The organism is Nostoc sp. FACHB-280 (assembly GCF_014697615.1).
In the GTDB taxonomy this organism is placed as follows: Bacteria; Cyanobacteriota; Cyanobacteriia; order Cyanobacteriales; family Nostocaceae; genus Nostoc_B.
The window spans coordinates 208,772-229,044 of record NZ_JACJSD010000003.1 but is presented as its reverse complement, the minus strand read 5'-3'; the positions used below and the strand labels follow the sequence as shown (position 1 = coordinate 229,044).

General features: G+C 40.6%; 15 protein-coding genes and 1 tRNA gene. 11 read left to right on the top strand and 5 right to left on the bottom strand.

Features of this window, described 5'->3' with window-relative positions:
- Nucleotides 1-6: 6 nt before the first annotated feature.
- The 3 genes from H6G75_RS03760 (at nucleotide 7) to H6G75_RS03750 (ending at nucleotide 7,168) form a co-directional block, all read left to right on the top strand.
- Nucleotides 7-1,341: a P-loop NTPase fold protein gene (locus H6G75_RS03760; protein WP_190978638.1), complete on the top strand. Its 1,335-nt coding sequence runs from the start codon at nucleotides 7-9 to the stop codon at nucleotides 1,339-1,341.
- Complete coding sequence (locus H6G75_RS03755) at nucleotides 1,314-6,398, top strand: eIF2A-related protein (RefSeq protein ID WP_190978637.1); 5,085 nt, start codon at nucleotides 1,314-1,316, stop codon at nucleotides 6,396-6,398. The genes H6G75_RS03760 and H6G75_RS03755 overlap by 28 nt, the downstream gene beginning before the upstream one ends.
- Nucleotides 6,399-6,538: 140 nt before the next feature.
- Nucleotides 6,539-7,168 (top strand): PEP-CTERM sorting domain-containing protein, encoded by a 630-nt coding sequence (locus tag H6G75_RS03750; RefSeq protein ID WP_190978636.1) that lies wholly within the window; start codon nucleotides 6,539-6,541, stop codon nucleotides 7,166-7,168.
- A 192-nt stretch (nucleotides 7,169-7,360) separates the two neighbouring features.
- Here the strand turns inward: H6G75_RS03750 and H6G75_RS03745 are convergent, their stop codons facing one another.
- Nucleotides 7,361-7,747 carry a COG3650 family protein gene (locus H6G75_RS03745; protein WP_190978635.1) on the bottom strand — a complete coding sequence of 129 codons (387 nt, stop codon included), beginning with the start codon at nucleotides 7,745-7,747 and terminating at the stop codon, nucleotides 7,361-7,363.
- A gap of 113 nt (nucleotides 7,748-7,860) precedes the next feature.
- Nucleotides 7,861-8,673: an inositol monophosphatase family protein gene (locus H6G75_RS03740; protein WP_190978634.1), complete on the bottom strand. Its 813-nt coding sequence runs from the start codon at nucleotides 8,671-8,673 to the stop codon at nucleotides 7,861-7,863.
- Between the two features lie 127 nt (nucleotides 8,674-8,800).
- Here H6G75_RS03740 and H6G75_RS03735 point away from each other — a divergent pair, with 127 nt between their 5' ends.
- The gene (locus H6G75_RS03735; RefSeq protein ID WP_190978633.1) at nucleotides 8,801-9,601 is read left to right on the top strand and encodes an Rpn family recombination-promoting nuclease/putative transposase; all 801 of its coding nucleotides are present in this window, start codon (nucleotides 8,801-8,803) and stop codon (nucleotides 9,599-9,601) included.
- Between the two features lie 32 nt (nucleotides 9,602-9,633).
- On the opposite strand, the gene H6G75_RS03730 is transcribed toward H6G75_RS03735, so the two are convergent.
- Nucleotides 9,634-10,197, bottom strand: a complete 564-nt coding sequence (locus H6G75_RS03730) for a thermonuclease family protein (protein WP_190978632.1) — start codon at nucleotides 10,195-10,197, stop codon at nucleotides 9,634-9,636.
- A 134-nt stretch (nucleotides 10,198-10,331) separates the two neighbouring features.
- On the bottom strand, nucleotides 10,332-10,700 hold the full coding sequence (locus H6G75_RS03725) for a 2Fe-2S iron-sulfur cluster-binding protein (RefSeq protein ID WP_190978631.1): 369 nt from the start codon (nucleotides 10,698-10,700) through the stop codon (nucleotides 10,332-10,334).
- Between the two features lie 96 nt (nucleotides 10,701-10,796).
- On the opposite strand from H6G75_RS03725, the gene H6G75_RS03720 reads away from it, so the two are divergent.
- Nucleotides 10,797-10,883, top strand: a tRNA-Ser gene (locus tag H6G75_RS03720).
- Between the two features lie 253 nt (nucleotides 10,884-11,136).
- On the opposite strand, the gene H6G75_RS03715 is transcribed toward H6G75_RS03720, so the two are convergent.
- A complete protein-coding gene (locus H6G75_RS03715) occupies nucleotides 11,137-12,543 on the bottom strand; it encodes a hypothetical protein (protein ID WP_190978630.1) in 1,407 nt (468 codons plus the stop codon).
- A gap of 197 nt (nucleotides 12,544-12,740) precedes the next feature.
- Here H6G75_RS03715 and H6G75_RS03710 point away from each other — a divergent pair, with 197 nt between their 5' ends.
- From H6G75_RS03710 to H6G75_RS03685, 6 genes are all read left to right on the top strand, one after another.
- The gene (locus H6G75_RS03710) at nucleotides 12,741-14,432 is read left to right on the top strand and encodes an iron uptake porin (RefSeq protein ID WP_190978661.1); all 1,692 of its coding nucleotides are present in this window, start codon (nucleotides 12,741-12,743) and stop codon (nucleotides 14,430-14,432) included.
- A 24-nt stretch (nucleotides 14,433-14,456) separates the two neighbouring features.
- Nucleotides 14,457-14,804, top strand: coding sequence for a hypothetical protein (locus H6G75_RS03705; protein WP_190978629.1), 348 nt, complete (start codon nucleotides 14,457-14,459; stop codon nucleotides 14,802-14,804).
- A gap of 854 nt (nucleotides 14,805-15,658) precedes the next feature.
- Complete coding sequence (locus H6G75_RS03700; RefSeq protein WP_190978628.1) at nucleotides 15,659-16,660, top strand: ABC transporter ATP-binding protein; 1,002 nt, start codon at nucleotides 15,659-15,661, stop codon at nucleotides 16,658-16,660.
- Complete coding sequence (locus H6G75_RS03695) at nucleotides 16,661-17,473, top strand: ABC transporter permease (protein WP_190978627.1); 813 nt, start codon at nucleotides 16,661-16,663, stop codon at nucleotides 17,471-17,473.
- 62 nt (nucleotides 17,474-17,535) lie between these two features.
- On the top strand, nucleotides 17,536-19,287 hold the full coding sequence (locus H6G75_RS03690) for a Gldg family protein (protein ID WP_190978626.1): 1,752 nt from the start codon (nucleotides 17,536-17,538) through the stop codon (nucleotides 19,285-19,287).
- Between the two features lie 328 nt (nucleotides 19,288-19,615).
- On the top strand, nucleotides 19,616-20,242 hold the full coding sequence (locus H6G75_RS03685; protein ID WP_190978625.1) for a DUF4340 domain-containing protein: 627 nt from the start codon (nucleotides 19,616-19,618) through the stop codon (nucleotides 20,240-20,242).
- The last annotated feature ends 31 nt before the right edge of the window (nucleotides 20,243-20,273 follow it).

The following is a 20,273-nucleotide window of genomic DNA, read 5'->3' as shown; positions in this document are numbered from 1 at the left end:
TTAATTATGCCTTTAGATTTAGAACGATTTTATCAGGCTTGCAATCCTAGTCGCCCTCTGATCATGGGAGATGCAAGCGATCGCCGTTATTATATCGATTTTGCGGCGGTTCGGGGTGGCAAAATCATTGAGGCTTTGCTGCGAACAATTACGCGGATTTCGCCTGATACTCCCACTTGTCAATTGTTTACGGGACATTTGGGTTGTGGAAAATCGACCGAATTATTGCGGTTAAAAGCCGAGTTGGAAGAGCAGAAATTTCATGTAGTTTATTTTGAGTCTACCCATGTCTTAGAAATGGCGGATGTGGATGTGACAGATATTTTACTAGCGATCGCGGGACAAGTCAGCGAAAGTCTGGAAGCTAATAAAATTCGCCTCAAGCCAAGTTACTTTGCCAAATTATTTACAGAAGTTGTTGATTTTTTACAAACACCAATCGACTTGGGTGTAGAAGCAGAATTATCTGTAGGGATAGCAAAAATCACCGCCAAAACCAAAGAAAGTCCCCAACTGCGGCGACGGTTAAGAGATTATCTCGAACCGCGTACCCAAAATATTTTGCAGTCCATCAATAAAGAACTCCTAGAACGCGCCAATAACGAACTGAAAAATCAAGGTAAAAAAGGTCTAGTGGTCATTGTTGATAACTTGGATAGGGTTGCAATTCGGCCTTTACCATCGGGGCGATCGCTGCCAGAATACTTATTTATTGAACGTGGCGAACAATTACGTAAACTAGCTTGTCATTTAGTTTACACTATCCCTTTGTCGTTAATTTTTTCTAACGATAGCGCCGAACTGCAACATCGTTTGGGTGGTGGGGTTGCGCCCAAAGTTTTACCGATGATCCCTGTACGGTTGCGTTCTGGGGAAATATTTAACCAAGGGCTATCACTAATGCGACAAATGGTCTTAGCCAGAGCTTTCCCTGACATTGAAGTGAGCGATCGCTTAAGCTTAGTTACAGAGATATTTGATAACCTGGAAACTTTAGATCGATTGTGCTTAATTAGCGGTGGTCATGTCCGGGATTTACTGGGGTTGCTGTTTGACTGCTTAAGAGAACAAGACCCACCTTTTGAGCGCGACTGCGTAGAACTAGTAATTCAACGTCAACGAGACTACCGCGCCCACGCCATCGACCAAGAAGAATGGGAGCTAATTTTCCAGGTGGTAGAACAGCAAAGAGTTGGTGGTGACATCGCCTATCACGCTCTTTTACGCAGTTTATTTGTGTTTGAATATCGTGACCATCGAGGTGCTTGGTTTGCTGTCAACCCAGTTATCGCCGAGACGCAAAAATTTCAATCATGGTTGAAGATTCACAAGCAGATATAAAATCAGCTAACGAGCGGGCTTTACGCAGTTTAAGCAGAGCAATTTCCCTATCGCGGGGACAATTTTCTGTAGTGTTGGTTTGTTGTAACTATCGGGTTTTACAAACGCAAATACTCCAAAAAATAGAAGCATCTGCATCAAGTCCAGTCCAGAAACTCGTGATTCCCCAAAATGCGAGAAGTCTTTACAGCACAATTCATATCCAGTTGCGGGCTGATGAACCGCAACCATCTGCATTGAATATTCTGGGTTTAGAATTGGTAGAACATATTGATGATTTACTCAGTTCAATTAATCAAATTCGGGATGAATTTCCCAAACGTCACCTATTCCCGATGATTTTTTGGGTGAATGATGAAATATTGCAAAAAGTTGTGCGGTTAGCACCAGATTTTGCGAGTTGGGCGGCGACACCAATTCGCTTTGAAATGACGACAACACAATTGCAAGATTTTTTACGCCAGGAAACTGACTCGTTATTTGCAACAGTTTTACCGACACAACATCAAGATAATTCAGGTACAGAGCAGTATTCAACCTTAGAGCAAATCTGGGAACATAACGATGAACTGCATTTTGCCATTCAGGAATTGCGTCATCGCGGAATTACTTTAGAACCCGAATTATACGCCAGCTTAGAGTTTGTGTTTGGGTTGGATAATTATGTGAGCGATCGCATTCAGCAAGCCTTAAATCATTTTCAACAAAGTTTAAAAGTTTGGCAACAATTAGCCTTAGAAAACCGTACGGAAAATTCCCTCTCGACAATTCCCAATACTTGGACTACAGAATTAGATATTCTTAGTAATCATACTTCCCCTTTAGTCCGCCAAGGGGTATTACTTTATTATTTAGGCTTATGTTATATCCGCCTCGCCGAACAAAATCAAATTGAAAATCGCCGTTGTTGGGATGAATCGAAAGCTTATTTACAACAATCATGTAATGTTTTGGAGTTGGCACAGCGATTTGATATTGTTGCCGAATTTATTAGTCAACTCGCTGAAGTTTTAGAACATTTAGAAGAGTGGTCAGAATTACAGACGGTAGCGCAAAAATCTTTAGAACTGCACCAAATTTATGGTAGTCAAATTCAACTGGCTTGTGATTATGGTTTTTTAGCCCAAGTTGCTTTGCAACAGTCACGGTGGATGCAGGCGAGTATTTTAGCCCATGTATCTTTATTAAAATTAGGAGAAGCTCAAAGACAAGGCGCTTCTCATCAATATTTATTTCCTTTATTACTGGCGCAAATTTATTATTTAATTTTAGCTGAAGCTCAACAAAGTTTAGGCGACCATAAAGTTGCTAACGAATATTTAGAAAAAGCTGCAAAAGCACTACCGAATGCGTTAGAAAATAGCGCCCATCAATATAACGCCCATCGTTATATTCGCTTATTGCGGACACTGCGATCGCTTTACTTTGCGGCTGGGCGATATTCAGAAGCTTATACTATCCGCCAAAAACGGCGTTCTGTTGAACAACAATATGGTTTTCGGGCTTTCATTGGCGCGGGACGTTTACAACCCCAACGACAAGCCACTAACCCCGCTTTGATGTCACCTTCGGGAACCAGCAGCGTCGCCTTAGAAATTGCTGCTTCCGGTCGAGAAGGCGATATTAATAACTTAATTGGCAAAATCAGCCGCGCTGACCAAAAATTAATGATTATTCACGGTCAGTCTGGTGTCGGTAAAAGTTCCACCGTCAGCGCCGGGTTAGTTCCAGCCTTACAAAACCGTACCGTAGGCGATCAAATTGCTGTGCCTGTTGTAATTCAAGTTTACACAGATTGGGTGCGCGAATTTGGCAAAGCTTTAACGGCGGCCATGTCTCACATTCAACGAGAGGAAGTGATAGATGTCAGCACATCTGATACTAATATCCCCATCACCACCGCCGATATTTTGACCAAATTAACTGAAAATGCCAATAAACATTTAATTACAGTTTTAATTTTTGACCAATTTGAAGAATTTTTCTTTACTTGTAGTAAGTTAGCAGAAAGGCAAAAATTTGATCGATTTTTGCGGGATTGTTTAAATGTTTCCTTTGTCAAAATCGTCTTTTCCATCCGGGAAGATTATTTATATCGGTTGTTGGAATTTAAAAATCTTGCCGCTTTAGAAGCAATTGATTATAATATTCTCGATAAAAGTATTCGCTATCAATTAAATAATTTTTCTCCTGAATATGCCAAGGTAATTATTAAAAAATTAACCGAGCGATCGCAGATGAATTTAGAACCTGCGTTAATCGAGGCTTTGGTCGAAGATTTATCAGCAGATTTAGGCGAAGTCCGACCCATAGAATTACAAGTTGTCGGCGCACAACTCCAAGATGAGCGAATTAATACATTAGCCCAATATCAACCATATCGCCCCAACAAACTAATTGAGCGGTATATTAAAGAATTAATCAAAGACTGCGGCCCTGAAAATGAACGCGCCGCGTTATTAGTTTTATATTTACTCACAGATGAAACCAATCAAAGACCTTTTAAAACTCGTGCCGAATTAACTACAGAAATTGCTGAATTAGAAGATGCAGGTAAATTAGAATTAGTCTTGAATATTTTAGTTAGTTCTGGGTTGGTTGTGTTATTTCCTGATGTACCAGAACGCTATCAACTCATTCATGATTATTTAGTAGATTTGATTCGCTACTTACAAGAACAAGAATCAAGTTTACAAGCCAAACTTGATCAGTTACGTCGCAAAGTGGATCAAAGTGAATTTGAAATTGAACGCCTCAAAAGTGAACTACGCCAAAAAAAGCAACAAGCTAGATTTCCAGAATCTCCACCCCCACAAGGGTTAGATTTAGTTACAGAATTACGAGAATTACGCAAGCGTGAAGAATTAAGTCAGTTAGAAATTGAACAATTAAGGTCGGTGCTGAAAGAAAAAGAACTCACAGCACAACTCGCAGCAGCCCAAGAAAAACAAAGACTGAACGAAGCCAGATTAAATCGTTCTTTAAAAGTTGCTTTATCGGTAGCATTTTTAGCTATCTTTGGCTTATCAATTTCCATCGTTAGCGTTTTAGATAGCGAAATTAAAACCCTGAGTGTTTCTAGTGAAGCTTTGTTTGCATCTCAAAAAGGTATTGATGCGTTAAAAGAAGGAATCAAAGCCGGAAGAAAATTAGAACAAGCTATTTGGGTAGACCCCTCAACCAGACAGCAAGTACAAACGGCTTTATATCAAGCAGTTTCGGGAGTCAGGGAGGTTAACAGGTTAGAAAGTCATACAGGAGGAGTGAATAGTGCAGTATTTAGCCGGAACCGCGCTTTCATTGTCTCCGGTAGCGCCGATAATACAATTAAACTCTGGCGGGCTGATGGTACTTTACTTAAAACCCTGTTGGGACATGAAGATATAGTCAACAGTGTGAGTTTTAGTCCCGATGGGCAAATCATCGCCTCTGGTAGTCAAGATATGACTGTGAGATTATGGAGTCGAGAAGGTAAATTACTCCACACTCTCAAAGGTCATACGGCTGTAGTTAATAGTGTTAGTTTCAGTCCCGATGGGCAAGTTATCGCCTCAGCCAGCACCGACAACACCGTAAAATTATGGAGTCGTGATGGGAAATTACTCCGCACCTTAAGCGGACATCAAAGTTCCGTTTTAGATGTTGTTTGGTCGCCAGATAATCAAACTCTCGCTTCTGCAAGTGCTGATCAAACTATCAAACTCTGGAACCGGGAAGGTAAATTACTCAAAACTTGGCCAGCACATAATGATGCTGTCAAAAGCCTAGCTTGGTCGCCCGACAGTAAAACCCTTGTTTCCGGCAGTTTAGACCAAACAATTAAACTTTGGAATCTCCAAGGTCAACTCATCAGAACTTTTTCTGGTCATACAGCAGAAATCACCAGCGTCAGTTTTAGTCCCAATGGTCATACAATTGCCTCAGCTAGTCTCGACCAAACCGTGAAATTGTGGAGTCCCACAGGTCTGCTGTTGGGAACTCTCCGAGGTCATAACAATTGGGTAAACAGTGTGAGTTTTAGTTCTGATAGTCGGACTGTGATTTCCGCTAGTCGGGACAAAACTGTGAAACTTTGGCGCTGGGATGATGTGCTTTTACGTAACCCCAACAGCGACCAAGCCGACTGGATTACGAGTATCAGTTTTAGCCCTGATAGCCGCAACATCGCCGCCGCCAGTCGAGATTCCACAGTCAAAATCTTAAATAGCCAAGGGCAAATTTTACGCACTTTCTCAGGTCACAAAGGTCAAGTTTGGGGTGTGGCTTGGTCAAAAGATGGTCAAAATATTGCTTCTAGTAGTAAAGATAAAACTGTCAAAATTTGGCAGCTTGACGGTAAACTGCTGCATACTTTCATCGGACATCAAGATACTGTATTGGCGGTCGCTTGGTCGCCCGATGGTCAAGTTATCGCCTCAGCTAGTAAAGATAAAACCGTCAAGTTGTGGAGTCGTGATGGTAGACTGCTGCACACTTTAACAGGACATCAAGACGCTGTAAATTGGGTGGATTTTAGTCCTGATGGTAAATTATTAGCCTCCGCCAGTGACGATAAAACAGTGATGATTTGGAGTCGGGAGGGCAAACTTGAAAAAACTTTACAAGGTCATAACCGTCCGGTGAATGGTGTGGCTTGGTCTGGTGATGGTCAAACTTTAGCTTCTGCAAGTATTGACAGTACAGTCAAAATTTGGAGTCGAGACGGTAAACTACTCAATGATATTTCTGGAGATGGTGATAGTTTCATTAGTGTGAGTTTTAGTCCCGATGGCAAAATGATTGTCGCGGCCAGTGAAGATAAACTTAAACTCTGGAACCGCGATGGCAGATTACTAATTGCACTCAAAGGCGATAAAGACGAATTAACGAGTGTGGCTTTTAGCCCAGATGGTAAAAGTCTGGCCGTAGGTAGCGGTAAAGGAATGCTAGTTTTTCGCACTTTGATAGATATTAAACTCGAAAATTTGCTGAAACGGGGTTGCGATTTTCTACATGATTATTTGCAGACTAACTCTAAAATTAGTCAGAGCGATCGCAGTTTGTGTTTAAAGCAGTAAATAAAAATAATTCAGAGATTGTATTAATTTTTTTATCAAAACTTTACATAAATATTGCTAAAGCACAAAAAAACACGATAAAAGAAATTTAGCTTAAAAAGCTACAGCAAATAAACGTCAAAAAAATTGACTCTACCTTTATGAATCAAAAATATCTCGCTGTTTTCACAGCAGCATTCGCATTGGTGTGTAGTGGTATCATCACCAAAGCTGAAGCTTTTAGCATTACTCCTGATAAAAATGGGCCAACATTTATTTTGAATGAAGAAAATAATTCTTTAAAGGCTATCAAACGCTTAGAAATTTTAGATAATAAATATGATGTAAATTTTATTACTGGAACTTTTGAAGATTTATCACCCACAAACAAAGGAATTACCACTTTTTTCCGTAATCAAAATCATGCTCGTCAGGCTGGGATAACTCTTTGGCAAAGCTTAATTAATTTATCCGACTCATCAGGTAATTTATTTTCCACAATAGAAGATATTGACGGAAACTTATCTCATCAATGGAATATTCCCTTTGTTTTTCGTGATGTTCTTAATGCAGGTTGGTGGCAGGGAATAATTGATGATAATTCTATTGGTTTAGTACGCGTGGGAAGAGTTAACGCTTCAACTTTTAATTTTACCAAACTCACTTACGCCAACTTTCAGCTATCAGCAAAAAAATCTGTACCGGAACCTCTAACTATTCTGGGTAGTTTGACTGCGGCTGGCTTTGGTATTGCTATCAAAAGAAAATTTGTCTTTACGCGCCCGAATTAAGACATACTAATTCATAATTAACGTGAGTCTTTCCAACAGGCACACGTTAATTATATTGTCAAACAGCTTATCAAGTTTGATCAACTGTTAAATCTCATTTTGTGGCTGACAGGTGTAGGTTTTTAAGTTCTGCCTCTGTACAGATTTCTGGAATCATAACTGATTAACCGGACATGATATCATTGGTCTAAATTATTGTTTTTGGGCGCAACCTTCTAACACTTTGTTACCTAATATCAAAACAGCCGAGTAAGGGTAATTTTTATCGGACATTCCATCACTACAAGCACTAACTTTTTGTAAGACCAATGTATTGTTACCCCTGAGTCGGTAAACTCTGACCAAATCAGCCGGACGGGCTTGGGCTGTTAGAGGTTTCACATAAGGAAATGCTTGTTTTTTAACCTCCGGCGAAGAGTAAACAATGCCATTTTTGCTAACAGTTACGCTCCAAAAAGGTTCTGTACCTAAAGCAATAAATTTTTCACTACTAGGAGTGACTGCTTGTAAACTAGAACTGTATGCCAGTAAACTAGCACTAAGTCCTAAAAAAGCGACGTAAGGGATAAAAGCTTTCATTGCTCAAGATTTTTAAATGATGAATATTTAATAAATACACATTGAATATTCCAATTCCGCTTGGCAATTAAAAGCTTCTCTCGCCGTCTAAAATATTGCTATATTTTCGTTGACTATTTCCAAGAAGATAGGGGTGGAACTTGTGTTAATTCATGGCTGAGAATTTCATGAATGTAACCGTTAGTAGCGAGAATGCGACCTGAGTTGATTTGTAAAGGGCTACCATCATAAGCGGTGACTTTACCGCCTGCTTCTTGTAATAAAATGATGCCAGCAACAATATCCCAAGGTGAAAGTCCGCGTTCCCAGTAACCATCCACACGACCACAGGCGACATAAGCCAAATCAATGGATGCTGAACCGCTACGTCTAACTCCTTGGGTGAGGTGAGTTAAGTGACAAAATTCGGCGTAATTATTATCTGAGGTTTCGCGGCGATCGTAAGCAAAGCCAGTTACTAATAAGCTTTTACGTAATTCATTAGTTTGAGAAACCTTGATGGGGCGGCGGTTACGAGTTGCGCCTAAACCAGCCGCCGCCTGAAATAATTCATTATGCAGTGGGTCATAAATTACGCCTACCTGCGGCGTACCATTAATTAACAACCCAATAGAAACGGCAAAAAAAGGATATTGGTGGGCGTAGTTTGTGGTGCCATCTAAGGGATCGATCGCCCATAAAAATTCATTATCTTGATTGCCTATCTTACCTGATTCTTCCGCCAAAATAGAATGCTGCGGCAAGTGACGGTGGAGTACTTCTAACACCACTGCTTCTGAGGCTTTATCCGCCGCCGTTACCAAATCACCAGGGCGGCCTTTTTCAGTTACTGCATCTTCTAATTTGCCTAAATAACCTTGTAAAACTGCACCTGCTGTTAAAGCCGCCTCAGTAGCAATATCGAGAAAAATTTGTAGTTGAGTCATGGGTAAGTTGATGGTCAATGCTCAAAAGTCAATAGTCCCACACTCAGCAGTCACGACTCAACCCTGAATCATACATTCAAAGGTGCGATCGCTGTAGTTATATACTGAGACAAAACAGCAATCATGAATGAAAACAGACACTATCTTTTACACCCTGCTGCAAAATCTCCCCAGCGTTTTATTTGAATTGCTAGAACAGCCTCCAGCATTGGCACTACACTATGAATTTTCGTCTGTAGAAATAAAAGAACTAGCACGGCGTATTGATGGCTTATTTCTGCCCAAACCTGAGTATTCAAAAGACCCAATATATTTTGTTGAGATACAGTATCAACGTGATGACGATTTATACTGGCGGTTGATTACAGAGGCATTTCTCTACTTAAATCAATATAGACCTCAGCAATCCTGGCAAGCTGTGGTAATTTGGGCAAAACGCAGTATTGATCCTGGTATACCTCTTGCGTATCAAAATTCACTAGCTGCTGGTCAAATTCGCGTAGTTTATCTGGATGAATTAACTGATCAATCATCATCTATTGGTTTTGGCATTATCAGGCTGGTAGTTGCTACTGAAAATGAGGCAATACAAGAAGCAAAAAACCTGATGAAGCAGATACAAAAAGCAGATGCAGCAAATCGTCGTCACCTCTTAGAATTAGTAGAAAGGATGCTCATTTATAAATTTTCATCCTATACACGACAGGAGTTGGAAGCGATGTTTGGCTTAACAGAATGGCGACAAACCCGATTTTATCAAGAAGTTAAAGAAGAAGTTCAGCAAGAAACAGAACTAGCTACAAAATTAAAAACAGTCCCACGATTACTTAATGAGGGACTGAGTGTAGAACAAATTGCTCGTGTACTTGAGTTAGATATTGAAATAGTACGACAAACAATTGAAGAACAAGGCAAAAAAGAATCATGATTTAATTTTCTTTTCCCAAAATATCTGTTATTTCATCTGTTCAAAAACCGGAACTCAGCCGGAGTTTGGCGCATAGGATTTTTTGGGTTCCAAATTCCTTCTCCCATAATTCTTGCCCACTGTTGGGCGCGTTCTAGGCGTTGATCATATTTGTGATTAGGCGATCGCCCCACAAACAGCGCATATCCTTGTTTGACTATTTGTTCATTTAATAACTGGTTGTCTTTCCAGACATAAGCCAATGTCCGCCCCAGTTTATCTTTATTTTCAATATCAAACTCTAGCTTGATTGATTGTTCTACACCACCAATTAACTTTTCTAAGCTTTGTCTCGCTTCATCACCCCAAGGATTTTGCCGCAAATCTGGTGCATCAAGGCCAATTAAGCGCACTGGCGAAGCAAAATTAGGTTGTTCACCCATACCTAGTACTTCTAAACTTTGCCCACTCACAACACGCGCCACCTTCACCAAGATTTGATTGTCTGTAGGCTGATTTTTGGCTTGACAACTTACCAATAGTAATAAGCAAGCTAATATAGCTATTTTTCGCGTCCAAAACCCAAAACGCCCTGAAATAATATTAGATATTCGCATTTTGATTCTTTTGCACCCTTTAGAAGCCGAGGGAGTTGGGGAGATAGGGAGACAAGGGAGAGGGGGTAGACAGGGGAGAAGAAATATAGTTTCCACCTTGTCCACCTTATCCCCCTTGTCCCCTCCTCCCAGTCTTAATCTTCGTCTAACGGTAAACCCGCTTTCACTCTACCTTTAGCAAAGTAACGCCCAAATTGGAGTTCATAGACTTCATCTTCGTCTTGTGTTTCTACTTCCAAATCGGAACGGGCGTAACTTACACACAGTAAAGCGTAACCTTGTCGGCGTAACTCTAACGACAAGCCAACCGCCTCTGGTTGGTCAATTTCTCCCGACAAAACCCTGACAGCGCAAGCTGTACAAGCCCCATTACGGCAAGAAAAAGGCAATTCCACACCTTGTTTTTCGGCAGAGTGTAAGATGTAGCGGTCATCTGGGACTTGAAGAGTGTATTCTTTACCAGTGGCGCGATCGCGGATTTTAATTTTGTATGTACGGGACATCTTGATTTTGAATTTGGCTTTTCTCTACTCTAAAATGTCTTGCTAGATATTTGCATTTTCTATAAGTTTATATTACAATAAAAAATTGTGACACCTGGAGAGGTGGCCGAGTGGTTGAAGGCGCAGCACTGGAAATGCTGTTTGGGGGCAACTTCAACGAGGGTTCGAATCCCTCCCTCTCCGTTAAACATACAATTAGTGGTTCGGGAAGATTTATCCCAATTCCTGAATCAGGTGCGATTGCACATAATATTAGCTGTCAGTGCTGTCACTTTATTGTCAATTAAATTCAAAACTCATACATAAAGGCTATCTGTTGAAAATGGGCGTAAGGATTTTTCACACCTACACCCCTAAAAAAAAATCAAAAGTCAAAATTAAAAAGTAAGAAAATTTTTGACTTTTGACTTTTAATTTTTGACTTAATTCTGCCTCTTCATTTTTCCGATTCATGATGCAATCGTTTGAGCAAAGCTTGAATTTCTGCAATGGTATCTTTGGAGATTTTTGGCTGTTTTTCTAGCCAAGCTGTAGCACTTGCATCTCCTTGCTGAACAGCTAAGATTAACGCCCCCCATGTGAGTACATCTGGCTGTTGTGGATTAACTTCTAATGCTGATGCTACACGATTCCACAACTTGCCTTTTTCGGCTTTTAACAGAATAGAAATTTCTTGGGCATTTTGGGGTGATGCTTTAAATACTTTTAAAGCTTTATCCCAACGCCCATCAATTAAATCTGCTAAGACTTGTTCACTAGGACTAGCCCAAGTTTTTTCGGCTTGTGCTTTGGTGAATTCAGAGTGTAAGCGAATAAAATCCACTTGGGCTTGGGCTGTGGCGGGTAAAGCGTTTTTGCGTTGTTTTTGCAGAGATTTTAACGATTCTAGGGCTGGTGTCCATAAACCACTACGGGCAATTGAGATGGCGTTTTGGTAAGGAGTCTCTTTAATAGCTGGTGGTTTGAGAGAAATTTTATCTAACTGAATTGGGTTGAGATAAAGTTTAGTTGGTTTAACTTGGTAAACCCGTAATTGGGGTTCTAAACCGACTGTCTGATCTAAAATTAATTCTTTATCATCATTGCCAGTCACTTGTTGCCATTTTGGTGATTGGCCGTTAGAACTCTTCCACGAGAGCAGTTGAATTAAGTTAGAGCGTTCTGGATTGTAATATAAAATCTGACCGTAGGCGATCGCACTTGTGCCTTTTTGATATTCTCCTTGCAAATTCAACCAAACACCTGATGCAGGTGTTTCATCATCAAAACCTTTGATTGTTGTGAAAGGTAAGAGGTTATTATCCTCATTCTCGGCTTTACTATCCACAAATGACTTGTCTATCCCAGTTACAGCTAATTGAGTTGCTAAACGATAGTATTTTTCGCTTTTTGATTGAAATTCTGAGTCTGTTGCTAGTTGATAAACTCGCAATGCTACCAGTTCTTCACAATTAGACTGACAGTTAGGACGTTGCTGAAAAACCGGCAATAAAAATGCGTTGTCGTTTTTATCTAAAGCCAGAGTTGCGCCGGATGTTTGTTTTTGTGCTTGTATGCTGGCTTCAATTTCGGGAAGGGTGTGGGGATGTTCACTATAACCAAAGGGAATTTGCGCCCATTCTGGTAAAAACTTGTTCATCCAAACAATTTTGTCGGGATTGAAGATAAACAGCCAACTAATCCAAGCAAATATGAGAATTAACCCAGCACTACTAAATAGAACAGTAACCGCTACGGTTGATGACAGTAAATTTCCCTGTTGTGGTGCTTTTTCGGCGATTTCAGAGGAAGTTTGATTGCGTCTCAAGAATTTTAGCGATAGTCTGCGTGATTGATGTGCCATATTGCTTCTCGGTCAATCTAGTAAGTGGTGCAAGGCTGGTTATTTCTACTTTTATACTCGCGTTTTTGCTAGTTGCCCAGAATCTGTTTCGTCTTATTTGGTACAAAGTCGGTGAAATTTCTCATGCCGAAACTGATAATTTTGCTTACACTCGAACTTCAGTATTCAATGTAGAGCTTAATCAATTGGAACTTAACGTGATTCGCTACAATCATCTAAAATTCTGGATAATTGCGTCTTTTGTGATTGCGGGATTAAACGGCGGATCACAGATAGCCTCTGCCCAAGATTATACAAATACTGAGATAGAACCCAGTCTAAGTTTAGACAATCAAAATTCCTCGATTTTTCCTGCCGCTTCTATTGATCAGGGTGTAATAGAAAATACCGAACCGATGGCACAAGTTACATCGGTGTCACAATTGAATGATGTCCAACCTAGTGATTGGGCTTTTACCGCGTTGCAATCTTTAGTAGAACGCTATAACTGCATTGCTGGCTATCCTAATAATTCATTTCGGGGCGATCGCGCTGTCTCTCGCTATGAATTTGCTGCCGGGATGAATGCTTGCTTAGATAAAATCAACCAAATTCTTGCAGTTGCAGCACCCAGCGCCGAACTAGTAACTCGTGCAGATTTAGATACAATTCAACGCTTACAATCAGAATTCAGCAATGAATTAACCACCTTGCGGGGACGAGTAGATAGTTTAGAAGCGCGGACTGCGGCACTGGAAGCGAACCAATTTTCTACCACAACTAAACTTAACGGACTGTTAATTGTAGGTGTTCAAGGGCGGAGTTCTAACCGTGGTGACGTTAACCCTAGAGATGGTGTGAAAGACTCAGATGATAATGGCACAAACTTTAATGTAATTAACTTTTCCTACCTGAGTTTAACTACTCAATTAACGCCCCGTAGTTATCTATTTACCGGGTTAGTGGCTGCTGACGGTAGCACAAAACCTAAATTGAGCAATGACTTTGCCCTGAGTTACGAATATCCCACAGATAACAAATTAACTGTAATTGACTTGAATTATCGCTGGTTAGTCACTGACAAATTAGCGGTGATGGTAGGAACAGAAGGCGTAAACATGACCAACGCTTTCCGTGGCCCCGTTCGAGTCGAGAGTGCAGCTACGGGGCCTTTATCTTGGTTAGCCCAAAGAAACCCAATTTTAGATATCGGCTTTGGTCATGGTGGAATTGCTGTAGATTGGCAATTTGCCAAACGTGCCAGTTTACAAGCTTTATATACTAGTTACACTCCAGGGAAAGCGGGTGAACGTAGTGGTTTGTTTGATGGAACGACAACGGCAGCAGTGCAGTTGTTATTAACACCAACTGATAGTGTTGATTTGAGTTTGTATTACGTTAATAACTATGCTTCTGATGGTTGTTTGCTCACCTTTGTTGGCGATGAATGTTTAACAGCGACTAATGCACCTTTACAAACCAACGCCTATGGTGGGACACTCAGCTGGCAAATTTCGCCCCGCTTCACTGTCGGCGCGTGGGGTGGTTATACTACTTCTTCTATTCCTGGGCGATCGGGTAGTGTCGAAACAACCAATTACATGGTGTTTTTAAACTTCCCCGATTTGTTTGCTCAAGGTAATTTAGGTGGTATTTATGTTGGACAACCACCAAAAATTACTAGTAGTACTTTACCCGTGGGTAATAATGTCCCAGATTTTGAGAATACAGGTTTAGGACGTGCCGGCGGACAACCAGGAACCACCACGCAAATAGAAGCTTTTTATCGTTTTAAAATGACAGATAACATCTACATTACACCAGGGATAATTCATATATTGGAACCTGGTCATACACCAGACAGTGACCCGGTTACTATTGGAATTCTTCGCAGTACATTTCTGTTTTAGCTCAAACGAATACAAAAATGATTCATGGAAGAAACAGTAACTCTGTATCGTCCGACTGGCACCAAAGAGTTGGCATTGGTACAACAAAGTGGTTTCAAAAAATGGCCCCCGCGACTACCAGAACAGCCGATTTTTTACCCAGTAACCAACGAGCAATATGCAAAAGAAATTGCCACTAAATGGAATATTCCAGATAGTGGTGTGGGTTATGTCACACGCTTTGAAGTCAAAAAAGAATTTATGGATAAATATGAAGTGCATCAAGTAGGAGCTTCATATCATACAGAATGGTGGATTCCGGCAGAAGAACTAGAACAGTTGAACGAAAACATCGTTGGTCAAATTGAAGTTATTGGAGAATATAGAGATTGACACAAAACTTAAGTATTTTGTACAAGTATTGACTATTAATCATCATTTTTACCTGATAGATTTGTAGGCAATTCTTTTAATAACTGCAAAAAGAAAAAAGGTTTGGCTCACCACCAAACCTGACTATAAATCCAGTGCATAACAACATCCCGCATTTATTTACTCATGAATTTTGCCTCGTAGCATCTTCCTATAGGATGTATCCAAAACTTATAAAAGCTGATATTAAGCGAGACAGGTATTCTTGATTACATTGAAATAAAATAATTGCCATAAATTCCTTTAAAATTCAAAACTGCTGATATAATTACCAGAATTTTGTATGAGACTAGGTTGATAACTGAAACCTTTGAAAATATAGAGCGGCTACATTAGCAATCAGCACTTTGCTATATCAGCAAAATAAAAGACGGGCTTGCACCCGTCGAAATAGCTTGAAAGTGGCGACACACCTTGGGTTAGAAAAAAGAATAGGAATTAAACTTAATAGGTCGTCAAGAAGACTAATGATTTAGACAATAAGAAGAGTTTTTACACCATGCTTAGTGTTTAGCTCAAGGTCATTCTTGTAGTATTCTTCAATTTAGCATAGACAAATTTTAACTAACTGCCAAAATGCCAAAATATCTGAGATGTAAACAGCATTTTAAACTTTTTTATCTGTCTGATTAAGCAAGTTATTTTAGTATTTTGTTTAATGTATTAATGTTGCTGGCAAGTTAAAAGACTCAAACTAAGTAGTAAAAGTTACTAAAAATTTTGCGTGTTTTATAGGCACAAAACCAATTACTATTCCATCATGATCTAAGATTGTTGGGTATTCTCTAGTTTACGATCGCCCACAGACCAGACCGATGATTGAAGTTGAACATCTCAGTAAAACTTACGGTTCTACCCCAGCGATTACGGATGTAACTTTTCGGGTTGAACCAGGGGAAATTTTAGGGTTTTTGGGGCCGAATGGCGCTGGTAAAACCACAACGATGCGAATTTTAGCGGGGTATTTACCCGCAACTAGCGGTACAGCGAAAATTTCTGGGTTTGATGTCCATGATAATTCTTTGGCGGTGCGTCAACGCATTGGTTATTTACCAGAAACACCGCCGTTATATCCAGAGATGACGGTGGAGGGATTTTTGCATTTTGTCGCCAGAATCAAAGGTGTCCCCGCAGGCGATCGCACCGCAAAAGTCAAAGCAGCGATCGCACGCTGTAATTTAGAAGATAAGCAAAAAGTCATTATTCGCAAACTTTCTAAAGGATATCGCCAAAGAGTCGGTATTGCTCAGGCGATCGTGCATGATCCACCAGCCATTATTTTAGATGAACCCACCGTTGGACTTGACCCCAGACAAATCATCGAAGTCCGCAATTTAATTAAAAGCCTAGCCGGTACACATACCATCATTTTGTCTACCCACATCTTGCCAGAAGTGAGTATGACTTGTAGCCGTGTTGCTATTATTAACCGGGGTAAAGTTGTAGCTACTAATACACCCGAAAGTCTGATGACACAATTGACAGGTGGCTCAGGATATGAATTAGAAATTGATGGCGAAGCAAATCTCGCCAAACAAGTATTACAAAATGTTGCTGGCGTGAGTCTGGTAGAATCAATTCCTGGTCATCATCTGATCAATCCTACAGACGGACGGGCTTATTTGCGCGTGATTGCTCAACCGGGAACCGAACCAGGAAGAGAAATCGCCGCCACCTTAATCCGCGCTGGGTTTGGGTTACAAGAAATGCGCCGAGTTAGCGCCACCTTAGAAGATGTGTTCTTGCAACTGACCACAGAAGAAAAGCGTTTTGAACCAGAGACAGACTCAATCGCCAACGAAGGAGAAGCAGCATAAATGGGTATAGTACTGGCGAATATTATTGCCATTTATCGCCGAGAGTTACAGAGTTACTTTGTCTCGCCCTTAGCTTATGCGATCGCCGGGGTATTTTGGTTGATCTCCGGGTTATTTTTTGTCACCATTTTGTTCGGCCCCGATGGAATTTTACCCTCCGTTGCAGCCATCGACTTACAAGGTCAACAATTGGGTGTACCAGTACCGTTAATTGATGTCCCTTATGAATTTATTCGGGCATTTTTAGACCGGATGGGTTGGTTATTGTTGTTTATTTTGCCAATTTTGTCGATGGGACTGTACGCCGAAGAACGCAAACGTGGCACATTAGAGTTATTAGCCACCTCACCCTTAACGAATTGGGCAGTAGCAGTTGGCAAATTATTAGGTGTAGTGACATTCTTAATTACAATGGTCGCACCACTGTTGATATTTGAAGCGATCGCCATTGGTGCTTCTAACCCTCCCATGTCGCCAGTTATTCTTCTAGTTGGTCATTTAGGTTTAATTTTGCTGGCAGCCGCAATTTTATCACTGGGAATGTTTGTTTCCTCCTTAACAGACAGTACGATTCTGGCTGCTGTGATGACCTTTGCTTTAGTGTTGTTACTGTTATTTGTGGATTTAATTGCTAAAAGTATAGGCGGCCCCGTGGGCGAAGCGATCGCTCATTTATCATTACTCAAACAGTTCAACACCTTTATTCAAGGAATTTTTGACACCAGCGCCTTAATTTTATTTGCTAGTTACATTTTTTTAGGTATCTTTCTCACAGCACAATCAATTGATGCTCTGCGTTTTCAACGGCAATAAATAAGTAGTCATTAGTCATTGGTTATTGGTCATTGGTCAAGACAAATGACAGAGAACAAAATATGAAAAAAATCACAAAAAAGCAACCTTGGAAATATTTGTTTTGGCTGGGGCCGTTTCTATTTATGGTCGGTTTCACAGCCGGGTTAGTATCTGGTAGCTGGGGATTATTACCCCTAGCATTTATGATTCCCGGAATTGCCATTATTGGATTTTGGGTATTTTGGCAAAGTCAGCACAGCCGTTGGTGGGCGAGTCGTTCTACCCAAGCCGGAACTAATGCGGTTGTTGCGACTGCGGCTGTATTGGTAATTTTAGGGTTAATTAACTTTTTAGGTGTTCGTTATCAACTACGCCAAGATTTAACTGAAACTCAGTTATTTACCCTTGCACCCCAATCACAAGAATTAGTCCGCCGGCTACCACAACAAGTCAAAATTTGGGTATTTGATACTAATCAAAATCCCCAAGATAGAGAATTATTAGAAAATTATCAACGTCAAAGTTCTAAATTTCAATTTGAATATGTTGACCCCCAAAGCCGACCTGGAATCGCGGAAAGATTTGGGGTAAAAGAATATGGAGAAGTTTATTTAGAATCGGGTAACAAACGCCAATTAGTGCAATCGTTAAATGTCAACGAACGCTTATCAGAAATTAAATTAACTAACCGACTACAACAATTAATTAATTCCACAGTTATTAAAGCTTATTTTGTGCAAGGTCATGGTGAACATCCCTTAACTGGTGGCGAAAGTGGTATTTCTCAGGCTGTGCAAGGATTAAGCGAGAAAGGTTACACCGTTGAACCACTCAACTTGGCTGATAAATTGCAAGTTCCCAATGATGCTGCGGTTGTAGTCGTCGCCGGTGCTAAACGTGGCTTTTTTGACGCAGAGGTGAAAGCTTTACAAGATTATCTCAATCGTGGCGGTAACTTGCTGCTAATGATTGACCCTGACACTGACCCCAAACTCAGCCCCTTATTACAAGAGTGGGGTGTGCGTCTGGATAACCGTTTAGCAGTTGATGTTTCCGGTGCAGGTGTGGGACTTGGCCCCGCAGCACCCATCATCACAGACTACGGACAACACCCAATTACCAAGGATTTTGGCAACGGTATTTCTTTTTATCGTTTGGCTAGACCAGTAGAAATTACCTCCGTGGCTGGTGTTGAGTCTACGCCCCTAGTGCGAACCAAAGCCTATCCTAATAGTTGGGCGGAAAGCGACCTAAAAAGCGAAAAATTAGAATTTAATCCTGACAAAGACCTCAAAGGGCCACTAACTTTAGGCGTGGCGTTGACGAGAAAATTACCAGCAACACCCACACCATTACCAACACCAACGACTCAAGCACAAGCAACTCCCACAGCTACACCCACACCAACAAACTCAGCACAAGCAACACCATTACCAACTCCGACAACCCAAGCACAAGCAACTCCCACACCAACAACCCCAGCAACACCCTCACCGTTACCAACACCAACAACCCAAGCAACACCCACACCCACAACAGCCGAGAAATCTGAACAAACTCCAAAAGAATCACGTTTAGTAGTCTTTGGAAATTCAGATTTTGCTACCGATGGAGTGTTTCAACAGCAATTAAACGGTGATGTATTCCTCAACTCTGTATCTTGGCTGAGTCAACAGGATCAGCAGACTCTTTCCATCCGTCCCAAAGAACCGAAAAATCGTCGCATCACTTTATCAACATCACAAGCCAATGTTTTAACATTGTCATCTTTGTTGGTATTACCTTTGCTTGGCTTTTTAACAGCCGCTTTCATTTGGTGGCGAAGAAGGTAAAAACTTATACCAATTTTTTATGAAGTTGCATAGAATCAGATCCCCCCTAGCCCCCCTTCAAAAGGGGGGAACCGGAAAAACATATATCAAAGTCCCCCTTTTTAAGGGGGATTTAGGGGGATCGAAATATGTGCAACTTCACATTAAATTGGTATTAGGAAGTTGGAAGTAGGTAAACAGAGATAGATACATTAATGATTAAAGGTACTCCAAAAAATAAATTATCCAATTTTGTTCACTCAACAAGACCTCTATCTCCCTTGTCCTCCTTGTCTTCCTTGTCGCTAAATAATGGATATTTTTTTAATTGTCAGTCCCTAATTAAACAATGAAATTTCCAAAGACAACTTTAATATTAGTATTGTTGGCGCTGGGTTTGGGTGGTTTCGTGTATTTCCATGAAATTAGAAGTGCAACTCAGCAAGAAGAAGTCAAGGCGAAACAACAGCAAATTTTCACTTTTGCGGAAGATGATGTGCAGTCTTTGACAGTGAAAACAAAAGCTTACACTCTGATGTTAGAACGCAACTCTCAGGGGAGTAATCCTAAATGGTTGCTGAAATATCCAGTATCAGATTCAGCCAATGATGCGATCGTTTCTTATTTAATGGATTTGTTGGTTAAAGGTAAAAGCGATCGCATTATATCAACCTCTGCTAATCAACTCACAGAATTTGGTTTAGCTCAACCCAACGCCACCGTTGAGATTAAACTGAAAAATCAGCAAACCCATCAGTTAATTTTGGGCAAATCTAATTTTAATAATCGTTTTGTCTATGCTCAAGCTGACTCAGCTACACAACCAAACGGCAATATCAATGTATTATTAGTATCTACCGATTTTGTCAATGCCGTTAACCGGGAGTTATCAGAATGGCGACAAACTGTTGATAACAGTAAATCAACACCTTTGCCCACTAATCTTCCTCTACCAACACCAACCAATACTAAATAAAAGAATTCAGAATAAATTCACGCAAACTTTA